The organism is Pirellulimonas nuda (genome assembly GCF_007750855.1).
In the GTDB taxonomy this organism is placed as follows: domain Bacteria; phylum Planctomycetota; class Planctomycetia; order Pirellulales; family Lacipirellulaceae; genus Pirellulimonas; species Pirellulimonas nuda.
The window spans coordinates 3,010,547-3,030,350 of sequence record NZ_CP036291.1 but is presented as its reverse complement, the minus strand read 5'-3'; the positions used below and the strand labels follow the sequence as shown (position 1 = coordinate 3,030,350).

General features: G+C 62.2%; 13 protein-coding genes. 5 read left to right on the top strand and 8 right to left on the bottom strand.

Features of this window, described 5'->3' with window-relative positions; all coding sequences use genetic code 11:
• Nucleotides 1-286 precede the first annotated feature (286 nt).
• From Pla175_RS12010 to Pla175_RS12000, 3 genes are all read right to left on the bottom strand, one after another.
• Nucleotides 287-1,585 (bottom strand): putative sensor domain DACNV-containing protein, encoded by a 1,299-nt coding sequence (locus Pla175_RS12010; RefSeq protein ID WP_231954367.1) that lies wholly within the window; start codon nucleotides 1,583-1,585, stop codon nucleotides 287-289.
• Between the two features lie 7 nt (nucleotides 1,586-1,592).
• The gene (locus Pla175_RS12005) at nucleotides 1,593-3,245 is read right to left on the bottom strand and encodes an FAD-dependent oxidoreductase (RefSeq protein ID WP_145284783.1); all 1,653 of its coding nucleotides are present in this window, start codon (nucleotides 3,243-3,245) and stop codon (nucleotides 1,593-1,595) included.
• Nucleotides 3,246-4,654: 1,409 nt separating this feature from the next.
• Nucleotides 4,655-5,785: an ISAs1 family transposase gene (locus tag Pla175_RS12000; protein WP_145284780.1), complete on the bottom strand. Its 1,131-nt coding sequence runs from the start codon at nucleotides 5,783-5,785 to the stop codon at nucleotides 4,655-4,657.
• A 103-nt stretch (nucleotides 5,786-5,888) separates the two neighbouring features.
• On the opposite strand from Pla175_RS12000, the gene istA reads away from it, so the two are divergent.
• Complete coding sequence (istA, locus tag Pla175_RS11995) at nucleotides 5,889-7,079, top strand: IS21 family transposase (protein ID WP_145284777.1); 1,191 nt, start codon at nucleotides 5,889-5,891, stop codon at nucleotides 7,077-7,079.
• On the top strand, nucleotides 7,076-7,918 hold the full coding sequence (istB, locus tag Pla175_RS11990; RefSeq protein WP_197527462.1) for an IS21-like element helper ATPase IstB: 843 nt from the start codon (nucleotides 7,076-7,078) through the stop codon (nucleotides 7,916-7,918). Before istA ends, istB begins: the two co-directional genes overlap by 4 nt.
• Nucleotides 7,919-8,500: 582 nt before the next feature.
• Here istB and Pla175_RS11985 read toward each other — a convergent pair.
• Nucleotides 8,501-9,367, bottom strand: a complete 867-nt coding sequence (locus Pla175_RS11985; protein ID WP_145284774.1) for a hypothetical protein — start codon at nucleotides 9,365-9,367, stop codon at nucleotides 8,501-8,503.
• 162 nt (nucleotides 9,368-9,529) lie between these two features.
• On the opposite strand from Pla175_RS11985, the gene Pla175_RS11980 reads away from it, so the two are divergent.
• The 3 genes from Pla175_RS11980 (at nucleotide 9,530) to Pla175_RS11970 (ending at nucleotide 15,787) form a co-directional block, all read left to right on the top strand.
• Nucleotides 9,530-10,009: a helix-turn-helix domain-containing protein gene (locus Pla175_RS11980; protein WP_145282628.1), complete on the top strand. Its 480-nt coding sequence runs from the start codon at nucleotides 9,530-9,532 to the stop codon at nucleotides 10,007-10,009.
• The gene (locus Pla175_RS26530; protein WP_231954485.1) at nucleotides 9,994-10,569 is read left to right on the top strand and encodes an IS630 family transposase; all 576 of its coding nucleotides are present in this window, start codon (nucleotides 9,994-9,996) and stop codon (nucleotides 10,567-10,569) included. Before Pla175_RS11980 ends, Pla175_RS26530 begins: the two co-directional genes overlap by 16 nt.
• Before the next feature lie 982 nt (nucleotides 10,570-11,551).
• Nucleotides 11,552-15,787 carry a hypothetical protein gene (locus Pla175_RS11970; RefSeq protein WP_197527461.1) on the top strand — a complete coding sequence of 1,412 codons (4,236 nt, stop codon included), beginning with the start codon at nucleotides 11,552-11,554 and terminating at the stop codon, nucleotides 15,785-15,787.
• A 1,328-nt stretch (nucleotides 15,788-17,115) separates the two neighbouring features.
• Here the strand turns inward: Pla175_RS11970 and Pla175_RS11965 are convergent.
• From Pla175_RS11965 to Pla175_RS11950, 4 genes are all read right to left on the bottom strand, one after another.
• Nucleotides 17,116-17,541: a HEAT repeat domain-containing protein gene (locus Pla175_RS11965; protein ID WP_145284763.1), complete on the bottom strand. Its 426-nt coding sequence runs from the start codon at nucleotides 17,539-17,541 to the stop codon at nucleotides 17,116-17,118.
• A gap of 173 nt (nucleotides 17,542-17,714) precedes the next feature.
• On the bottom strand, nucleotides 17,715-18,650 hold the full coding sequence (locus tag Pla175_RS11960; protein WP_145284760.1) for an IS3 family transposase: 936 nt from the start codon (nucleotides 18,648-18,650) through the stop codon (nucleotides 17,715-17,717).
• A 35-nt stretch (nucleotides 18,651-18,685) separates the two neighbouring features.
• Nucleotides 18,686-19,021, bottom strand: coding sequence for a transposase (locus Pla175_RS11955; RefSeq protein ID WP_145284757.1), 336 nt, complete (start codon nucleotides 19,019-19,021; stop codon nucleotides 18,686-18,688).
• A 336-nt stretch (nucleotides 19,022-19,357) separates the two neighbouring features.
• Nucleotides 19,358-19,657, bottom strand: a complete 300-nt coding sequence (locus Pla175_RS11950; protein ID WP_145284754.1) for a hypothetical protein — start codon at nucleotides 19,655-19,657, stop codon at nucleotides 19,358-19,360.
• Nucleotides 19,658-19,804 lie beyond the last annotated feature (147 nt).

The following is a 19,804-nucleotide window of genomic DNA, read 5'->3' as shown; positions in this document are numbered from 1 at the left end:
ATCGACTTCCCGTTAGGTGCAGCAGCCGAACGCCGCCGCGAGAGTCCCCGGAGGGCGTTGCCAACCATGTGGATTAGAATAGTGCTTCGACGCGAGGCTGAGCAGCTGCATTCGGCAAAGACGGCTTCCGTCAACTTTTATTTGATGCGCCGCGTACCATGGACGGCGCAAGGCGTCTAAAGCGCCGGGCGCGACGCCCATTCGTCGAACCGTACAGAGAGTCCGGGGCCCGCGGGGGTAAACGGGCTCGGCGGATGCAGTATTGTGCTATCGCGCTGCACTCCGGCTATGGCAGGTAGTGCCAGCAGGTGATCCCGGGGTCGGTCTGGGCGATGAACCGGACGTCGCCGTCTTGGGAAACCACCACCGCGATGGTCTCAGGCAGCCCGCGCACCAGGCGGTAGGCCGAGCGGTGACGCGTGCCCGACATGTCGGCCCGCTCCGGAACGCTGCGCGTCGCTTCGAGGTCGAGGGCGCGGAACACAGTGTCCACGTGAGAGTCTCCTAAGATCTCGGCGCCGAACCCGATCAAGCGGAAGCCTCGATCGAGCACCAGGGCCCCGTCGACGCTCATCATGTCCGCGAACACATGGCCGAGTTCGATGATCGCTCCCTTGAGTTCGTCGAGCCGCACGTCGCGCATCTGGCGGAAGTCTTCGTAGGTCACCTCCGCCAAGCCGAGCTCGACCCCGAGCTGCAGTGCCCGCTCCATCAGCCGCTTCATCAGGCGAACAAACCGGAGGGTCGAGTCGTCGTCCGCGAACCGAACCCGGAAACGCAGCCAGCGACCGAGCTCGGCCCGCTGGACGTCCGCGTCGGCCAGGTAGATGAGCATTCCGCCGTGCCCGCGCGTCCGCACCAAGCGGAGAGCCCTTCGCACCACGCGCTGGGCCACGTCGCGCACGAACGAATCGCACAGCCGAGTCGTCGAACCGCCCGAAGGCTGCTGGCCTTCGAGCTGCTGGATCATATTCGCCCGCATGGCGCCGAAGCGGCCCGGCAGCCACTGAGAGCGGAACGGATCAAAGCCCTCGGTAAGCAGCTTGCCGCCCGACGATTCCACCACGCGGATGTCTCCGGCCGCTGCTAGCAGGTGGCCCGGGCCGATGCAGTGGACCACCAGGCGCTGCGGCAGCGGGTCATCGTCCGCCTTGTCCGTGATGACTCGGTTGACCCAATCAGTGCCGGTGATAACCATCCCCCAGATGAGCGGAGGGCCCCCCGAGTCGCAGTCCACCGCCAGCAGCGACCGGTAGTATCCGGAGGCGCCCGCGAGTTTCCTGAGCTGGTGGGGGGTGAAGTCAAACGGCTCGTTGAAGCGCAACACCTGTAGGCTGCTGGCGCCGTCCCGCAGGGCGGAGTCAAACGTGCTCGGGCCCGCGGCGATAATCCGGCACTGCACCCCTTGTGATTCTTCTCGCAGCAAGCTTGCTTGGTACATGGTGTCGATCAACAGCTCGACCGAGTCGGAGCACGGCAGCAGCGCAGGGTCGAGGGCGCGGTCCGCCCAGCCCCGACGCAGCGCCGCGGCGAGGTGTGCGGGGTAGGCGTAGCCAGTCGGGTTGAGGCGTTTCTGCTCTTCCATGGCGGCGTCAGGCTAGGCTGAGTAAGCGGTGCACGCACGCCACAGCCAACGAGCCCTCGCCCACCGCAAATCCACAGCGCTTGAGGGCGCCGCTGCGAACGTCACCCGCCGCGAGGATTCCCGGAACCGTGGTTTCAAGATCACACGGGGGTCTCTCCAACGGCCAGCGAGAGCGCAGCGATGCGTCCTGACCAAAAAACGCCGATCCCGTCACGACAAAGCCGTTTTCATCTAGCAGCACGTCGCGTGGAAGCCACTCAGTGTGCGGCTTGGCGCCGACAAAGATGAAGAGCCCCGCGCAGTCTGCTCGGCTAGTCGCACCGTTCGTGCGGTCGCGGAGCTGGATCGAACGGACGCACACGTCGCCTTCAACCGCCGCGACCTCAGCGTTAAGGATCACGCGGATGTTAGGGTGCTGGAGCACCCGCTCCGCCAAGTAGGAAGACATCTTCGCCCGCAGGTCGTTGCCGCGGATCAGCACTTTGACTTCTCGGGCGTGCGCCGCGAGGAACATGGCCGCCTGACCGGCGGAGTTGCCGCCGCCGACCACCACCGCCACGTCCCCCTCGCACGCGCGCGACTCCACGGAGGTGGCTGCGTAGTAGACGCCCGCCCCCTCGAACTCGCGACAGCCCGCCAGGTCGAGCTGGCGGTAGGAGACGCCGCTGGCGACCAGCACGCAACGCGCCCGCGCCGTCTGGCCGGAGCAGAGCGTCAGGTGGTGCTCGCCAGAAGGCTGAGGCTCGATCGCCGAGACCGTGATCGGGGCGATGAACTGCGTCCCAAATTTGAGCGCCTGCAGGTAGCCTCGGCCGGCCAACTCGCTTCCGCTGAGGCCGGACGGGAACCCCATGAAGTTCTCGATCTTCGAGCTGCTCCCGGCCTGTCCCCCTGGGCCGACACTATCGATAACAAGTGTGCTAACCCCCTCGGAGGAGGCGTATACGGCTGCGGCCAGCCCGGCCGGCCCGGAGCCTACGATCACAAGGTCGAACCTCTGTTGGTCCACATTGCGGTTGATGCCGATGCACTCGGCCAGCCTTGGAAGCGAAGGGTCGCCCACCGTGTGGCCGTTGCAGCGGACCACCGGCAGCGGCAGCGTCTGCGCGGCCAGCCTGACCAGCTCGCCCATCCCAGGTGCGTCGTCGGCGTCGAAGTACGTGTTCGGAACGTGGTTCTTGTATAGGAACTCGAGCAGACGTGTGGTCTGGGCCTGTTTGGCGCGTCCCACGACGCGTACGCCGACAAACGGCAGGTCCGCCAGCATCTGCCGCCGCATCTGGAAGGCCTCCAGCAGCACCTCGCCGATCGTCGGACGGTCGCGCAACAAGCGGCGAAGTCCGATGGCGCATAGCCGGTACGCATCGACCGGCCCGTCCGCCAGCGCCACGAACATCGACGATCGGCCCGTCAGCATGTCGACGTCGCCCACGAACGCCCGGGCGCAGTGCGTCGCGATCGGCCTGTCCTGACCGTCGTCTCGCTCAACGATCAGCACCCGGCCGGTGCGGATCACATAGAAGGGATAGTCCTTCTGAGCATGTGCGATCAGCTCCTCCCCGTCCTTGAAGTGAGTAAGCTCCGCCAGCTCCGCTACCTGCGCAATCTGTTGATCGTCGAGCGTCGGGAACGCGATTTGATCGGATGATCGTTGCAACATATTCGAATCCGCTCGGCAGCACGGGGGGGCGATCCATTCGCGAGCCTAGCCTCGACGCTAGAACCAGGGCCGTGGCAATGTCCTTTGGTCCAATGATCTGGGCCTCATGCTTACCAGCGAAGCCCTCGGTCCACAAGTCGATTGCGGACTGTACCAGAACTGATTCGTGCACCACCTTGAATTCTTTACGAGTAGCAGGGTGAGCTGGGAGGCTACTGGTTGCAAGTCAAAAGGCGGGTTGGGTTTGGTTGCTGAGACTGATCGGCGGGCTGCTGGCGTCTTCTAGCGGCTGCCCGAGTTGGGGATGGAGTGCTTGGCTTCACAAGGAGATCTGGGCTCACGCCCGCGCCTACAAACCTGATCCGCACGCTCATGGCCCAAACCGCCGCGGCGAACGGCTTGCAGCCACGGAGATCTTGGCCGAGCTGGGACACCGCCGCAAGTTGGCGGAGCCGGCCAACCGCCGCAGATAATGCACGCTCGGCCAGTTGGCCATTCAGGCTCGCGAGGGAAGTTGAGCTGCACCGCGGCGAGTTCGAGGAGGGCCAGAAAGTGCTGCGGCGTTTCACGCCGCCGCGGGGCACCTCTACCCCTATTGGCTCGTACCATTCCATTTGTGTTCAGGGTCGGGGTAGAAGAATGCTCCCGAACCCGGCTGCGGACTCGGTTCTGTCACTCTCGTTGAATTCTTAGTCACAAACACGAACCAGCCGCCAGGGACCCTCGTCCGGCATACTTCCAGGCGGGCGTTTGACGACACGCCCCTCCAAAGCATATTCGGTTGGGTTCTCGTTTTGCCAATGTCTGCTTGCTGGGCCACAGAGCTATTCCAGGTAAAAAATGCCAGTCCTACAACAACGCAAGCGATTGCAACGGAAATAGCTGCCTTGGATGTCACGGGGCGCTCAAACAGTACCAGCGACAGGCGCTTGAAACAGGGCCACTAAGGCGGTTTGCCGCGTAGGCTGCATTGCTTTCGTCTGAGCAATGGAACTGATCGCATGGCGAACCGATTGAAGGTGGCTAAAGTGTTGTCCATTAGGACGTTACAGTTGCAAGGCTGGTCGCAGCGGCGGATCGCTCGGGAGCTGGGGATTAGTCGTGGCGCCGTTGCACGTCAGTTGCTGGCGGGCTCCGGGCCGACGCTCCAGAGCGACGGGCCGGAGGGTTCAAACAGTGCCAAAGCGCCTCCCGGGTCGGAGGCTGCCGAAGCCCCCCCAAACAGGGCCAAAGCGCCCCCCGGGTCGCGGAGTCTGTGCGACCCGTTCCGCGGCTTGGTGCTTGCCAAGCTTGAGCAAGGCTTAGCGGCCCAGCGGATCTTCCAAGACCTAGTCGCCGAGCACGGATTTACCGGCAAGTACCACAGCGTACGCCGGTTCGTAGCCAAGCCAGGGCGATCGCACCATAACTCACCTCCCGCACAGGACTTCCAGCCGATACTGGTCGCTCCATGCGGCCGCGAGGCGTTTGTTCTTGACGCCCAGCTTGCGTGAGGTGTTGTTCTTGAGCAGGCTCAGCGCTGTCCTGCGCAGCAGGCTGAAGTTGGCGTCGGCGTGGCCTTTGCGGATGCGGCATTGGTCTTCGCCGAAGGTGACGTCTAGTTGCCAGTGCAACGCGTTCTCGATCGCCCAGTGGCCACGGACCGCGTCGGCGAACTTTTGGCCGCTGAGGTAGCGGCTGGCGATGTAGTAGCGGGTGTCGTGCGTCTGTGTTCCGTCGGCGTGGGTCGTGATGCGGCACGCCAGGCTGATCGCCTTGAGCCCGCGCCACTTGCTCCCCTCGTCGAACCCGTCCGGAAGCTTCGCTAAGTAGTAGTAGCGATCGTCCTGCCGGCCGTGCCCCTTCTCGTGCGACTCGGAGCGGCGGCAATCGATGCCGCTGCAATCGTCTTCGAGGTGGGCGGCGAAGAAGCCCTTGATCGCTGTGTGCAGATTGGGCTGGTTCCCCTTGACCGCCAGCACGTAGTCCCCCCCTCCCACGACGATCTGCTCGGCGATCTCCCGCTGGCAGCCCATCGCATCGATCGTCACCAAACACCCCTGGATTTCTAGGATATCCAGCAGCTTGGGAATGGCCGTGATCTCGTTGCTCTTCGCGTCGGTGACCACCTGCCCCAGCGCGATGTGATTGGCCGACGCCCACGCGCTGACCATGTGGATCGGCGCCTTGCTGCTCGCCGCGTCGAAGCTCCTCCGTAAGGTCTTGCCGTCGATCGCGATCACCTGCCCTTCGGTCACCTCGTGCAACGCCGTGATGAAGCTCAGCAGGCACTTCTCGAACTCCGCCGGCTTGATCGCCGCGAAGACCGCGTTGAAGCGGTCGTGCGAGGGGACCCCACTGCTCATGTCCAAGAATCTCGCCAGCCAATCCTTCTTCTCCCGCGACCAGTCGGCGATCGCCACGAAGTCGTCCGCCCCGCTCAGCACCGCGCACAACGCCATCGCCACGATGTTCACCAGCGGGTAGGTCACCTCACGCCGACGCGGGTCGGTGAGGCCCTCGAAATGCTCCGCAATCCGCACGCTCGCCTTGGCGCCCATGCCCATCCCTCCAGGTCCCGCCGGCCGCCAGGCAACACCTGCTGCCATTCCAAACGCCGGCTTGCCTAGAGGGTCGCATATTGCCTAGCTTGGCGCAATCGCCGTGGTAGCCAAGCTCAGCCAGAACACGCCGCTGCCGTTTCGGCGGATGGAAGTCGCCCCTGGCCAAGAAGCCCAGATCGACTTTGGCGCCGGGGCGCCGATCGTCGCGGCGGACGGCAGTCGCCGTCGGACGCATGTCTTGCGAGTCGTGCTGAGCCATTCGCGCAAGGCGTATAGCGAGGTCGTCTATCGGCAGACTACCGACGATCTGATTCATTGTTTGGAGCATGCGTTTTGGCATTTTGGCGGCGTGCCCAAGACGCTGGTCCCTGACAATCTCAAAGCGGCCGTGCTGAAGGCCGATTGGTACGACCCCGATCTCAATCCGAAGCTACGCAGCTTCTGCGAGCACTACGGCGCCGCGCTCTTACCGACCAAGCCACGCATGCCGCGTCACAAGGGCAAGGTCGAACGAGGGGTGGCCTATGTCCAGGAGAACGCGCTGAAGGGACTTACGTTCAGCAGCCTGCGTGAGCAGAACGACCACCTGCTGCACTGGGAAACCACGGTTGCCGACACGCGGATTCACGGCACGACGCAGCAGCAAGTGCTGAAGCACTTCCGTGAGGTGGAACGCCCCACGCTGGGGGCGTTGCCGCGCGAGCGCTTCCCTTGCTTCCAGGAAGGTCAACGCATTGTCAGTCGCGACGGGCACATCGCGGTCGCCAAGTCGTACTACAGCGTGCCGCCAGAGTACTTGGGACGCACGCTATGGGTGCGGTGGGATTCCCACTTGGTCCGCGTTCTCAATGACCAGATGGAGGTCCTCTGCACGCACGCCACGCAGTCGCCAGGCAGGTTCAGCACCCTGCCCGAGCACATCGCCTCGGAGAAGATCAGCCCCGTCGAACGGGGCGCCGAGTGGCTGCTGAAAAAGGCCAGTTTTATCGGCGAAAACACCAAGGATTGGTCGCACGGCTTGGTAGCCACACGCGGTGTCGAAGCGGTCCGGGTGCTGCAGGGGCTCTTGAATCTGTCGCGGAAGCACCCCGCCCAGGTGATCGAACAAGCGTGCGAAACGGCCCATTCGTTTCAATCTTATCGCTTACCAACGATCCGCAAGCTGATCGAGCATTCGGCGTCCAAGCAGGGAACGTTCGAGTTCCTTGATCAGCACCCCATCATCCGTAACTTGTCGGACTACGGCGACGTCGTCCGTGTTGACTTTAGAACGGAGGCTTACCGCTCATGAACGAAACGCTCTCCACGACGTTGAGAAGACTGCGTCTGTCGGGCCTCGCCGAGACGCTAGAACTCCGGCTTCAAGAAGCCAGCGGCAACGGCCTGACGCATGTCGAGTTCTTGGAGCTGATCTTGCAAGACGAGATGCTTATCCGCGGCCAACGACAGATCGCCCGCCGCGTGAAGGCCGCCTCTTTCAGGGAGCTGAAGGTCTTGACGGATTTCGATTGGAGTTTTAATACGTCGATCAAGAGGAACGTCGTTTACGACCTATCGACCGGTCGGTTCCTGAACGATCATCGCGACGTGTTGTTGTGCGGACCTCCCGGAACCGGCAAGAGCCATCTCATCCAAGCCATCGGCTATCAGCTCATCAAGCTCGGTTACGTGGTTCTGTACCGCAGCATCTTCGACGTGGTCCGCGACTTCTTGCACGACGAAGCGATGGAGGGCCACCAGAGGGTCATGAATCGCTACCTCAAGCCGGACCTGTTGATCATCGACGACTTCGGCATGAAGCAGCTCCCCAAGCGGAGTGGCGAGTTCTTGTTCGAGATCGTGATGCGGCGCCACGAAACGCGCAGCACCATGATGACGACGAATCGACCACTCGAGGATTGGGGCAAGCTGCTGGGGGATGTCCCGACCGCCACAGCGATCCTCGATCGGTTCCTACACCACGCCGAAATCCTCACCATCACCGGCAAGAGCTACCGACTGAGCCGCCGCGCCGAGGAGTCAAACAGGGCCAAAGCGCCCACCGGCTCCGAAAAACTCCAAACCGGGCCAAAACAGACCAAAGCGCCCACCGGGTCGGGCGACGAAGAGAACAAAGAAGCTACGAACTAACCAGGTCTCTCAACCAACTGGCCTCGTTTGAAGCGCCCATTAGTGGCTCTGTTTGAAGCGCCCAATGACACTTGGACGCAGGTGTGGCCATTTGGAGACCTCCAAGCAGTGGCTGGGACAAAGCGACAGTGTAACGCGGAGACGCAGGCTACCGCGGCCGTTCAGAATGTAGCCGTAAGTGGTGATGACCGCAAATTTGTTTTACCGGCGGCGGCTCACTGTGGGCCGAGAATTCCATTTTGCTTCGACGCGTCGGCTTCATCGTCCGACACAGTGGCGAGAATCCTCCCGCAATCCGCAGCGATGGACATCGCTTCCTTCCGATTCGGCTCCGAGCAGGCTTCAGAAGATGGACCAGCTTCGGCGGCTCGGTACCTCGAGATATCTGCGGCGGTCTTGGCCGAGTTGGGACACCTCTGCGAGTTGGCGGAGCCGGCCAACCGCTACGGACGAGGCACTCTTGGTCAGTTGGCTCCCGAGGGAAGTGAGCTGCACCGCCGCGAGTTTAAGGGTGCTCAGGACGACGCCTTCTTTGTCAGTTGCCCGAATCGATAATACCGGGTGGTAGCCTCTACGGAGCTGCTACGCATGGGGAGCGAGTCGGACCGCTTCTGACACCACCTTCAGTGCCGCAACGCGGTCAGCGGAAGAAGTCCAGCCGCGATATTCGACAACTGTGCTATCTGATTGACGTGCGACTGCGACTTCTGCAAGACGGCGAACCTCAGAGTCAATTGACCCGTCACAGGCAATCTGAGAAACCGCCCAACCAATGATTGCATCATCCCAAGTCAACAGCTCGTATTCTGAATCCCGCAGCCTTACTTCAAGCTCTTCTGCTGTAATGTCCTGGACTACGTCAAGCTGCCACTGGGCTAACAGGTCGTGAAAAAAACTGGCACGCGTATTGGCGTCATGGTTGACTAGCCAGGCTCGATACAAACCAAGCACATCTGCACCTGTGTCGTTTCCAACGGGGCCGTAGTCGTTGCTCGAATCCCAAAAGATGTCTTGCGGTAGGTGCTGATGAGCATCGGGATGGAAATCAGCCAATGGTTCCGGCGTCGGGGCGTCGTCAATGCCCACTGAAACAAGGGGAATATCCAGCTTTTTGCAGCGTTGCTTTAGTGCGGATATCTCTTCTGAAGTAATGGCCGCTAGTGCAACAATTGCTCCAAGTATCTGCGATTGCGCCGATGTCGTGGCGTCAGCAAGGAACTCCCAGCTAGTTACGTCGAAGAGAAGCGTGAAATCGATGAACTCTGAATCCAGCTTGGACGGCCGCAACACCCGTGGTGCACTAGGTTGCCCGAACCCTGAATCAAAACGCAGGTTCGTATTTGGTGCGATGTCTGCAAAACGCTTCGTGATAATTTCCGCACCACGCGTAGGGGCTTTCTGATACCAACGCTTCTCACCAGCACCGGATGAACCTGAGGAAACAATCAACGGTCTACCTCTGCTATCGTATTGAGCCTACAGCCAAAGCAATCGAAACATTCGAGCAGAAGACGGGAGATATACCCATCCCGTTTCGGAGTTGAGTCTTCTTCCCGGTTGACGGTAAGCTGCGGCTGTTCGGAGGCATTTCTCACCGCAGGAGGCGACGGGATGGGCGCGGTCAGGTTCACCGAGGAAGACATTGAGCGGCTTGCGTACGAGCGTTTCCACCACCCGCACCCTCGGGTGCAGCGGAAGCTCGAGGGGGTGCTGCTCAAGGCCAAGGGATTCTTGGTGCGGGACATCTGCGACGTGGTCGGCTGCTGCCCCAACACACTGCGTAGTTGGCTGCGGGACTTCGAGGCGGGTGGCGTCGATGGACTCACGCGGTGGGACTCGGGAGGCAAGGCCTGCGAGCTCGACCCGTACACCGACGCGATCTGCGACCACCTCAACGAGCACCCACCCCACACCATCGCCGAAGCGGCGGGCGCGATCGAGCAGCTTACCGGCGTGCGACGATGCCAGACGCAGGTGGGCGAGTACCTCAAGCGGGTCGGCTTCAAGCGGCTCAAGACCGGCTCGCTCCCCGCGAAGGCGGACCCGGCGGCGCAGGCCGCTTTCAAAAAAGCGAGCTGCTGCCCCGCCTGAAGGAAGCCGACGCCGGCGAGCGTCACGTCTACTTCGTCGATGCATCGCACTTCGTCTACGGGGCGTTCCTCGGCTACGTGTGGAGCGCGGTGCGGCGGTTCGTCCCCACCGGCTCCGGCCGTCAGAGGCTGAACGTGCTCGGCGCGGTCAGCTACGGCACGGGTCGCATGGTCACGGTCATCAACCGCGGCTCGATCGGCGCCGAGCAGGTCATCGAGCTGCTGCGGGCGATCAAGCGGCGCAGCCGCAAGCCGGTCACGCTCGTGCTGGACAACGCGTCGTACCACCGGGCCAAGGCGGTTCGTGCGCTGGCCGGGCAGCTCGGCGTTGAGCTGCTGTTCCTGCCCCCCTACTCGCCCAACCTGAACCTCATCGAGAGGGTGTGGAAGCTCGTCAAGAAACTCGCGCTCAACGCACGCACCCTCCCGGACTTCGAGGCCTTCGCCGAGTCGGTCACCACTACCGTGGGTGAACTTGAAACCAAGCATCAAAACCAACTCCTCTCCTTGCTTACACCCAAGTTCCAAGACTTCACCGAGGCTCAGCTTTCAGCCGTTTAAGGTATAGCACGTGCTCACCTGGGTCCCGCATGCTCATTCTGGCGAAGGTACATTGTACCGTTTGACTGAGGAGGCCGTGACAGGAACCCGCAGCCCGACAGCCAAGGCTGAAACTTCCCGAGCCGCCGCCAAGTATAAATGAGTGACCCTCCTGGGCATCGAAGCGTTGCCTCGAAACTGCAGTCGGTGGACATCACTTCGTTCGGATACGGTCGCGGCCAAATCGCCGGAGATGGTCGAGCGCCGCCGGCTGGGCGCGTCGATCTACCTGCGGAGGTCCTGGCCGAGTTGGGACACCGATGCGAGTTGGCCATGCCGCCCAACCGAGCCGGATGAGGCACCCTTGGTCAGTTGGCCAATCGGCAGCCCAACGGAGGAGAGCTGCACCTCTGCAGGTTGCGCCGGAGCGTAGTCGGAATCGACTGATCCAACCGACGGCAACCTGATGTTGAAGATGAAACAGACTGCGGTCGGTGTTTCACGCCGAGGGCGGTTGGCCAAGGTCCGCTGATCGAATCGGCCCGTTGACCGATGGCGGCTACAATTAGCACCTATCGGCCAAGGCCATACTTCAACGGGGATTGCCGACCTGTCGTTCTAGCACCCATGCTCTCGGACGTGAAAAAAGCCTAGCGGTTCACCATCCGGAGACTCAACGCGCTCCTCCGCAGCAACATGACCAGTCGCCTGCCGATCGAAGGCCGGGTTCTCCGCCAAGAAACGCTTGCAGCCCGCGGCGGCAAGCCGCATACTCCGGAAGATCGCAGCGGCATGGACCACGTCTGTTGCCCGTCCACTTGTATGAGCTGAGGATATTGCGATGGGGACCCAAAGAATGCGCGAGGCGTGGTCTCGCTACGCCCACCAAGCCCCGTGCTTGGGCTGTCGGCTGCTGGAACGTCCGCAGAGCTTGTCTCGATGCTTGCTTCTGATTGCTGCTCATCTTGTACTGGGCCAGTCCACGATCGCCGAACAGGCCAGCATGATTTTTGTGGGAGAGTTTAGTTCCGCCGTCCCAGGCACGACCACCGGGAGCGGCTCGGCCGGCGTGGCCGAGAATTGGCGCGGCCGCGTCGATATCGAGGTCATCGACCCCGAGACGGGAGAGGCGATCTTCACCTACCACCTCCCCGAACCGGGTGACGACCTCTATTTCGGGCTTAATCCCTTGTTCTTCGGCGTACCGGGGATGCGCTCGGTTGCGATGTCGACCTTTGAGAACATGAATGAAGTGGGGTTCTTATCCCACTCGACCTTCAACGGCGGCTTTGTCAGCTCGACGAGCCAGATGTACCTCTCCAATCAAGAAGACATCATCGGCATCGAGGGGTTTCAGCACGACTACCTGCCGATGGTCTTTGAGGGGACCGGCCTCGATGCTCCGATCATTGAGGTCACCGCCACCGACCGGATCGACTTCAACAACGTCACGGAGCTGTTTGCCGACGAGGTTAGCCTGACCGGCACGGCGTCGCTTCTTGACCCGCTGCCAGAGACGCCAGTGATGAACTTCCGCGAGGGGTCGGCGATTTATGCGGGTCAGCTCCGGATCAACGCATTCGTGCCGACGGATATCTTGTTCGACAACGGCCGGATCGAAACGCTCGGCGTGCAGGTTGCTTCCGCTAACTCGGTCCTTGGCGCCGGTTTGGCCAACGTGGTGTGGGGGAACGACTCGCTGGTCAATATCGATCAGTTCTTGCTCGTCGGCGTCGATGTTGCTCCCACCGCGCAAGCGGGCGTCGCGCGGGTGACGATCGAGGAGAACACGCTGGTCGCGGCGAACAACGCCTATGTCAACGTTGGCGAGCGCAATCGGGGGGAAGTATTCGTTCGGCAGGGGGCGGAGCTGCGGGCCCGCGAGGTCGCCGTGGGGGTCCACGACGAGGGGCTGGTCTCCATCGACTCGATGGGGAAGGTCCTCAGCGGCGACGCGTACCTCGCACGTGTCGCCGGATCGACCGGCACAATCAACGTCGAGCAGGGGGGCGAGTGGGAGACGGGCAACCTGGTCATCGGCGAGTACGATACGGGCTACGCGTTTATCCGCGACGGGGGGACCCTGAAGGTCAATAGCGTGGGAGTGCTTGGCTTCAGCGAAAACGCCCGCGGCGTGCTCAACCTGATCGGCCCGACGGCCAAACTGGACCTGGGCCAGAGCGGTTCGCTACAGATCGGAGGCGAGGGCCGGGGAGAGCTGAACCTCAGCCAGGGGGCGACCATCACGTCTCTCGGCGCGGTCATGCTGGGGGCCAACGCTACCGGCAGTGGCGTCGTCACTATTGAGGGACAGGACTCGCGCTGGATCTTGAGCGATGACCTCGTCGTGGGCCAGGAGGGCGAAGGAACATTGATGATCGCCGAGGGAGGCCGTATTGAAACGCAGTCGCCGATTGAGATCGGCCTGCACGAGTCTTCCAACGGGGTGATCGTGCTGGACGGCGCCGAGTCGGCCCTCATCTCGAGCAGTGACCTGATCCTGGCCGGAGAGGGCGTCGGTCGCCTGGAGGTCGTCAACGGCGCGCAACTCACGATCCAAGCGGTGATGATCGGCCAAGGCGAGACGGCAGAAGCGCAAGGAGAGCTCAAGGTCCACGGCGCCGGCTCCTCGGCCGAAACGACCGGCGCGTTTGTCGTTGGCGGCGGGTCCAAGGGGCTTCTCTTCGTGGAAGACGGCGCCCTTCTCGCCAATAATGGCGATGTCGTCGTCGGGCAGAGTGTCGGCATTGGGGCGGAAGTGATGGTTTCATCGACGGGCGACCCCGCCCGATGGGAGATCGGGGGCGACGCAAGCTTCGGCCTGAACTCCAAGGCGCACGTGCGGGTCGAGCAAGCGGGCCATCTCCAGGTCGCTGGCGCCCTGAACCTCGGCCAGGGTCAGGGGGGTGATGGTCTGCTCGAGATCGTGGGAGAACGCGCGAACGTCGCCGCGGATGATCTCCGCATCGGAAACGTTGGGACAGGCGAGGTCACCGTGAAAGAGGGCGGCCGGCTGGTGACACAGGGGCGCGGCGTCGTTAGTTCCTCAGCGCCCGGCCCGATGGAGCTTCACGGCACGATTAGTATCGTGGACCCCGGTTCGCGGTGGGAGATTGGCGAAGACCTCACCGTCGGCGCGGAGACATCCCAAAAGGGCGAGTTTAACATCGCGTACGGCGGAACGGTTACGACCGGAGGAGACGCGGTGATCGCTCGTGACAGCGGCAGCAGCGGCGAAGCGACAATCGACGGCGAGGTTCCCACCCCGGCTCCTACCCTCTGGACGCTTGGTGGAGACCTCACGATCGGAGGGGGGGGGCAAGGACGACTGGACGTCGTCTTTGGGGGACGGTTTGTGGGTTCGTCGTCGACCGACATCGTCATCGGCGCGATGGCCGGCAGCGAGGGCGTCCTCAACGTCCGGGGTAACGCTAGTGGCCAGCTTACTGCGGCGACCCACGGCGGCAACATGAAGGTGGGGGGGAGCGGCTCGGGAGCGCTCTTCGTCAGCCAGAATTCCACGCTGACGACCGGCGGCGACGCCGTCATTTCCGAGACGAGCGGCGCGGACGGTTACGTTCGCCTCTTCTCTGAGGGCGCCAAGTGGGAGATCACCGGCGACCTCAAGATCGGGGCGGGCCAGAGCGCGACATTAGCGGTTCAGGACAAGGCGCAGCTGGTTGTCATGAAGGACTTCTCGATTCTAGAGGGTCAGGGGACGATCGACGTGACGGTGTCCGGGGGCGCCTCGGCTACGATGGGCGCCTTCCAAGCAACAGTTGCCTCTCAGATCAACATCGATGGCGCGGAGACCCTGTGGTCCGCCGAGTCGGTCGCGGTCGGGGGGGGCGCGAAGATGCGCGTGACGGGTGGCGCAACGATGCGGATCCGCCCTGAACCCCACGCCGGCCTGGATGTTAATGAAGGCGGCGTGCTCACGGTGCTGGGGTCGCCGGGCGCCACCACGACGGTTGAGATGAACGGAGGGGGTGGATTCGATGTGATGAGCGTATCTGGGCTCGCCGAGTTTGGAGACTACACCCGTTTCGACAACAATCTGACCCTCGTCCTCGTCGACTCCGGGGGGAGGCTCAACCTATCCGGAGAGCAGTCTCACTTCTTAGCGCAGAATGCAAAAATCACCGCGGGGGGAGTCCTCTCGGTCTCGGGCGTGCGCGAGTTCGGAATGGTCGGCTCGCTAGATGTTTTTGGCGGCCAAGCCCTGCTCGATAACATGAGCGACCTCGGGGCTGGCGTCCGGGTTGCCGGGGGTTTCGGCGCCCCCACCGGCACGCTCGTTGTTTCCGGCCAGACGACTACCGGGCCCACGGTGATCGGCGCCGGTTCGTCCGGCGTCGCCACGGTCAGCAGCGGTGCGACCTGGACGGTTGGCAACGAGAACGTCGGGGGGCGGCTGGAGCTCGGTGGAGCGAGTCCGGACGGCACGGAGCAAGGCTCCGGGTTTCTTCAACTCGACTCTGGATCAACTGTGAACGTGCTGGGCGACGTGATCATTCGCTCCGGCAGCGCGTGGGGCGGTAGCGGAACGATCATCGCGAACAACTTTCGCAACGACGGCAAGGGGACCCCGGGGCAATCGCCCGGGATCATCACGATTGACGCCAACTACACGCAGTCGGTGACGGGCTCGCTGGAACTGGAGATCGGGGGCCTGACCCCCGGCGTCCAGCACGATCAGGTCGTCTTCCTGGGAGACGTCGACCTTGGGGGGGATGTAATCCTTAGGTTTATCAACGGCTTCGCCCCTCAGACCGACGATGTGTTCTCCCTGCTCCGCACTAACCCAGCGGCCTTGGTCGGCTGGAACCCGAGCACGGTCCAGATCGAGGGTCTCGCGCCCGGCTTTGAGTACTCGATCGATGTAACCGACGACGGCGTCGGCGTAATCGCCCTGAACGACGGCGTGGCGATCGGCCTGGCCGGAGACTACAACTCGGATGGCGCCGTTGATGCGGCCGACTACACCGTTTGGCGCGACGGGCTTGGCGTCCGGTTCGGGCAATCGGACTACGACGTTTGGCGGATCCATTTCGGGGAGTCTATCCAACTTGGACAGGCGGCGCCGATTTCGACTCCCGAGCCAGCCGCGATCGTGCTGGCGGCGCTGATCGCGGTTTGCGGCGCGAGCTGGAAGGGGGGGCCGTCGCCCGTAGCGAATCGCCGATGTTCTGCCTGCAACAAAACAATCAGCGGTGGCCTGTTGCCTTGGAGACGATGAGATCGACCCGCGGTGAGAGAGCCGACTACTCCGAGCCTTCTCGATCCCCTTGTCTCGTGTGCGCGGCCAGCAATCAGCCGATGGGCCGGAAAGACACTTCCGAGACGCTCCGTCAGATCGTCGTCCGACCCGCGAAGCAGATCCTTGGCGCGGGTCTGCTTGAAGATAGGGAACAATTGTTCGACGAGGCGGGCTTGCTGGGAGACGGCCGTACTCCCGAATTGAGCAGCGATGAACCAGACTGATTACAAACGCAATCCACAGCAAGTGCATGCGGTTGCATCGTCTTTGGCAGTCTGGAGACTCGTCTAAGCCGTCGAGGTGGACATCGCTTCGTTCAGGTTAGGTTCCGGCCAAGTTACCGGAGATGAACCAGCCGACGCGCGTACTGTCCAGCAGCAACTCGCAGCGGTGTCCCGACGCGGCTGACACCGCCCGCAGGTCGGCATCGATCTTGGCCGTGCTGACTGATGCGCCCTCGGCCAGCTGGCCAGCTGGGCTCCCGACGGAGGAGAGCTGCACCTCGGCGAGTTTGACGATAGCCCCCGCCGCTGTCCGACAGCCGTGGGCTACCGCAGGGGGCCTCAGGAGCGTCGGGTGATCTGAGGGCACTCGACCAAGCCGCCGAACGCCTGAGTTAAGCGCGGCCGCTTTGCGGCATTGGGCAAGTGAAACTTGCAAGAACTTGCACGAGGCCGCGAAGCGGGCTCGGCTTGAACGAATTGTTAGGCCCCGGACTGTGACCGCCAATAGCCTGCCCATTCTTCTGGTTCTGGATACTTTGATCGGAGAGCCAGCCGCACGTTCCTTGGTTGACGTGACCACCAAGTATCAAAGCCATCACGATATGCCTCGCCTTGCCCCATGCGCCAACCAGCAGATTCTTTCCGAAGGTTAGGGTATTTGGCCCACGGTGGCCGCATGAAGCCTTCTTCATCCTGGTCAGGGATTGGCGGATCGGGCCAAGGCCCCGACTTGTTGGAATCAAACGACATAGGGGCCGGGTGCCATGCTCCACGCTTGCGTGGGCATGTGTGGCTCGGTAGTGGTTCGCCTCTGGTGAGTCGCATGCCCACGCAAGCGTGGGCATGGCACCCGGCGTAAAAATGGCGAAGGGACGACGCTCCGGCTCGAAATAGCTCAACAGCTTGTTGGCGGTCTCCCAGTCTCGGATCTTCCATCCGGTCGGGCAGTCGGTGCGGGAATAATGGACTGGCTCAGAAAACATCGTGGTGCGAGCAACGCCTAACGTTACCGTTCACCGGGCCGCGGCGAACGACATTGAATTCAGAACCCGCGCGGTCCGCGGCTCCGTGTGCAACGGCTTGTTAGCCAATATTTACCTTCTGTTTAAGCTTGGCTGCAGCGTCGCGAACGATTTTACTTCTGTCCGAGAATGCGTTGTCGATCAACTCGGCCACGGCCGGATTTGTGGCATCAATTGCGGTTGCCGTCACTACCGCCGCCTTTCGGATCTTCGCGTCCGAGTCGCTGAATTTGTGGAGTACCCGGTCGATCGCACCGATTGCCTTCGGCCCAATGAAGGCGAGCGATCGCATTGCGTCTCGACAACACAACGGGTCAACCAACGCCAATGCGAGTGGTTCAACGCAGAGGGATGGGACGTTATGTGCAATTGGCCCAAGCGTCAGCACAGCCAAATGTTTTGTCATCGGGTTCTGAGAACGAGTAAGCATTGCGACTTCAGGAGCAGCGGATACAGCCGGCGTTCCGATGCGCAACAGGGCACGCAAGGCCTCGTGTCCTGGTTCACCGTGAACTGGAATCCCGAGCGTAACGTGTTAGCGATAGAAGTAAGATTGACGGGCGGCTAGCGCCGGCATTTTTCTTTGCGTTCACGCAGACCAGGAGGCATTCATTGCCATCCTCCTGGACCTCCCGGCTAGCCTCTCCTCCTGTTCTTTCTTCATGCGGCGGACTCTTTCCGCTGCGCCTGTCGGCTGCGGGCGCGACGTTCGCGCGCCGCTTCGAGCTTGCGGTCGCGCTCGGCGAAGATCGCTTTGGCGCGGCCCGCCAGCTGGTCGGCCGGCGTGACGTAGCCCAAGGCGCTGTGCAGCCGTTCGCCGTTGTACTCATCGACGAAGCGCCCAACAAGCTCGCGGGCTTCTTCCAGCGACAGCGGAACGTTCGGCCGGATGCAGTCCTGCTTGAGAGTCCCGTGCCAACGCTCGATCTTCCCGTTACTCTGAGGATAGTACGGCGAGGTTCTCACGTGCGTCATGCCGCTGATGCGGATGAACTCCTTGAAGTCCTTGGCGACGAACTGCGGCCCGTTGTCGGTGATGACCCGCGGCTTCGCCGCGGGGAACGCCTCTCTGGCACGCAGCAGCGTGAGCTCGACGTCGGCCTCGGTCATGCTCTCCCGCAGCTCCCAATGCACCAGGAAGCGGCTGGCGCCGTCGAGCACGCTGATCAGGTAGTAGAACGTCCCGCAGATGTTCACGTAGCTGATGTCGCAGTGCCAGTGCTCGTGGGGCGCTAAAGGCTGCTGGAATCCCGTCCCCTTGCCGCTCGCGGGCCGGTTCCACCGTTCGAAGCAGCCGTGCGCCTTGAGCACGCGGTAGACCGTCGCCGGGCTCACCGCCACCACGTCTTGGTCCATCATCAGGTAGGTCAAGCGGCGGTACCCTTCCAGCGGGTGCTCGGCGTGGAAGGCCAGGATCGCGTCCTTCTCCCACGCCTGGAGCCAGTGGTCGCGCGGCACGAGCGCGTTGTGCTCGTTCGCCTTGCCGTAACGCTGCCTCCAGTCGTAGAACTTGCTCGTGCCCAGCCCGATCCAGCGGACCAACTTCGTCGCGGGGAGCTCGGTGCGCGTGCTCCACTTCCGGACGTAATCGACCACCTCGTCGCGTGTGTCGTGGGGAACCCACTTCCCTGTCAGAGTTCCCCATTGGCTTTTTTTGCCTTGACGTTCTCCTCCATCAGCTCCGCGATCACCTCGTTCTTGTCGATTAGCTTGGCCCGCAGCTGCTCGATCTTCTGCTGCTCGGGCGACTTGCGGCCCGGCTTGGCCTTACGCTCGAACGCCACGCCACAGTTCTCGAACAGCTGCTTCTGCCAGAGGTAGAACTGCGTCGGCTGGATGCCGTGCTTGTCGCAAAGCTCCGAGATCGCCACCCCGTCTACCAAGTGCGCCTTGACGATCGCCCCCTTCTGGGCGCCGGTGAAGTGACGCCGCTCTCGCTTGCCTGAACCCGTTGTCACCCCTTTCATAGAATCCTCCTGCGGTTAGTGTTACGCTAACCACTACGCAGAGGATGTCCAGTTCCGACTGAGGCAGGACACTCGTTCGTTATCAGAGGGTCCTCGCTTTCGAGCAACTTTTGCAACTGCGGAACCAGTTCCTGGGCATCGGGTTGTGACCACCGGCAACGGTACAACGCCGCCCAGTTGTCGGCGTTTACGCGATTCAGGATTGCTAGTTCGGCGGCACTCAAATGTCTGATTGGCTAACGTAAAAGGCTCAGCTGCCGGCCGCCCGCGGAGAGCAGGCTCCAAACCGACAACAACATCATATCGCGGGCGCAGCCGGTCAACTGCAGCCGGTGGTTAGACCACTTCGTCGTAGGCTGGTAAACAGATTTCGTGCAAGTAGCTGATGAAGGGTACTCCCTCATCGTCCACGATCTTGATCAATCCTTCGTCGGCCAAACTACTGCCACCATCGAAGACGACGAGACTACCGTGATAAAGTCCTCGAAGTTCGTCGTGGACGATCGCTTCGGCCTGACTTTGAATCTCCGATGGCAGTCCTGCTTCAGCGAGTCTTCTCAAGAGACGCTTGGCGGCGACTTTGTGGCCTGCCGCAAAAACCCGAAGAAAGTCGTCTTGTAAGTAGCTCTTTGCCAAGGTGGTCTAACGTCTGAGGAAACCGGGTTGGTGGACCAACGGAGTCAATGTTGGCACACCGGAGATTTTAAACGAAGGAAACGACGTTGAAAAACCGAAAGACGAGCCAACTCCGGTTCACCGATTTGTTATGCATTTTCTTCGTGT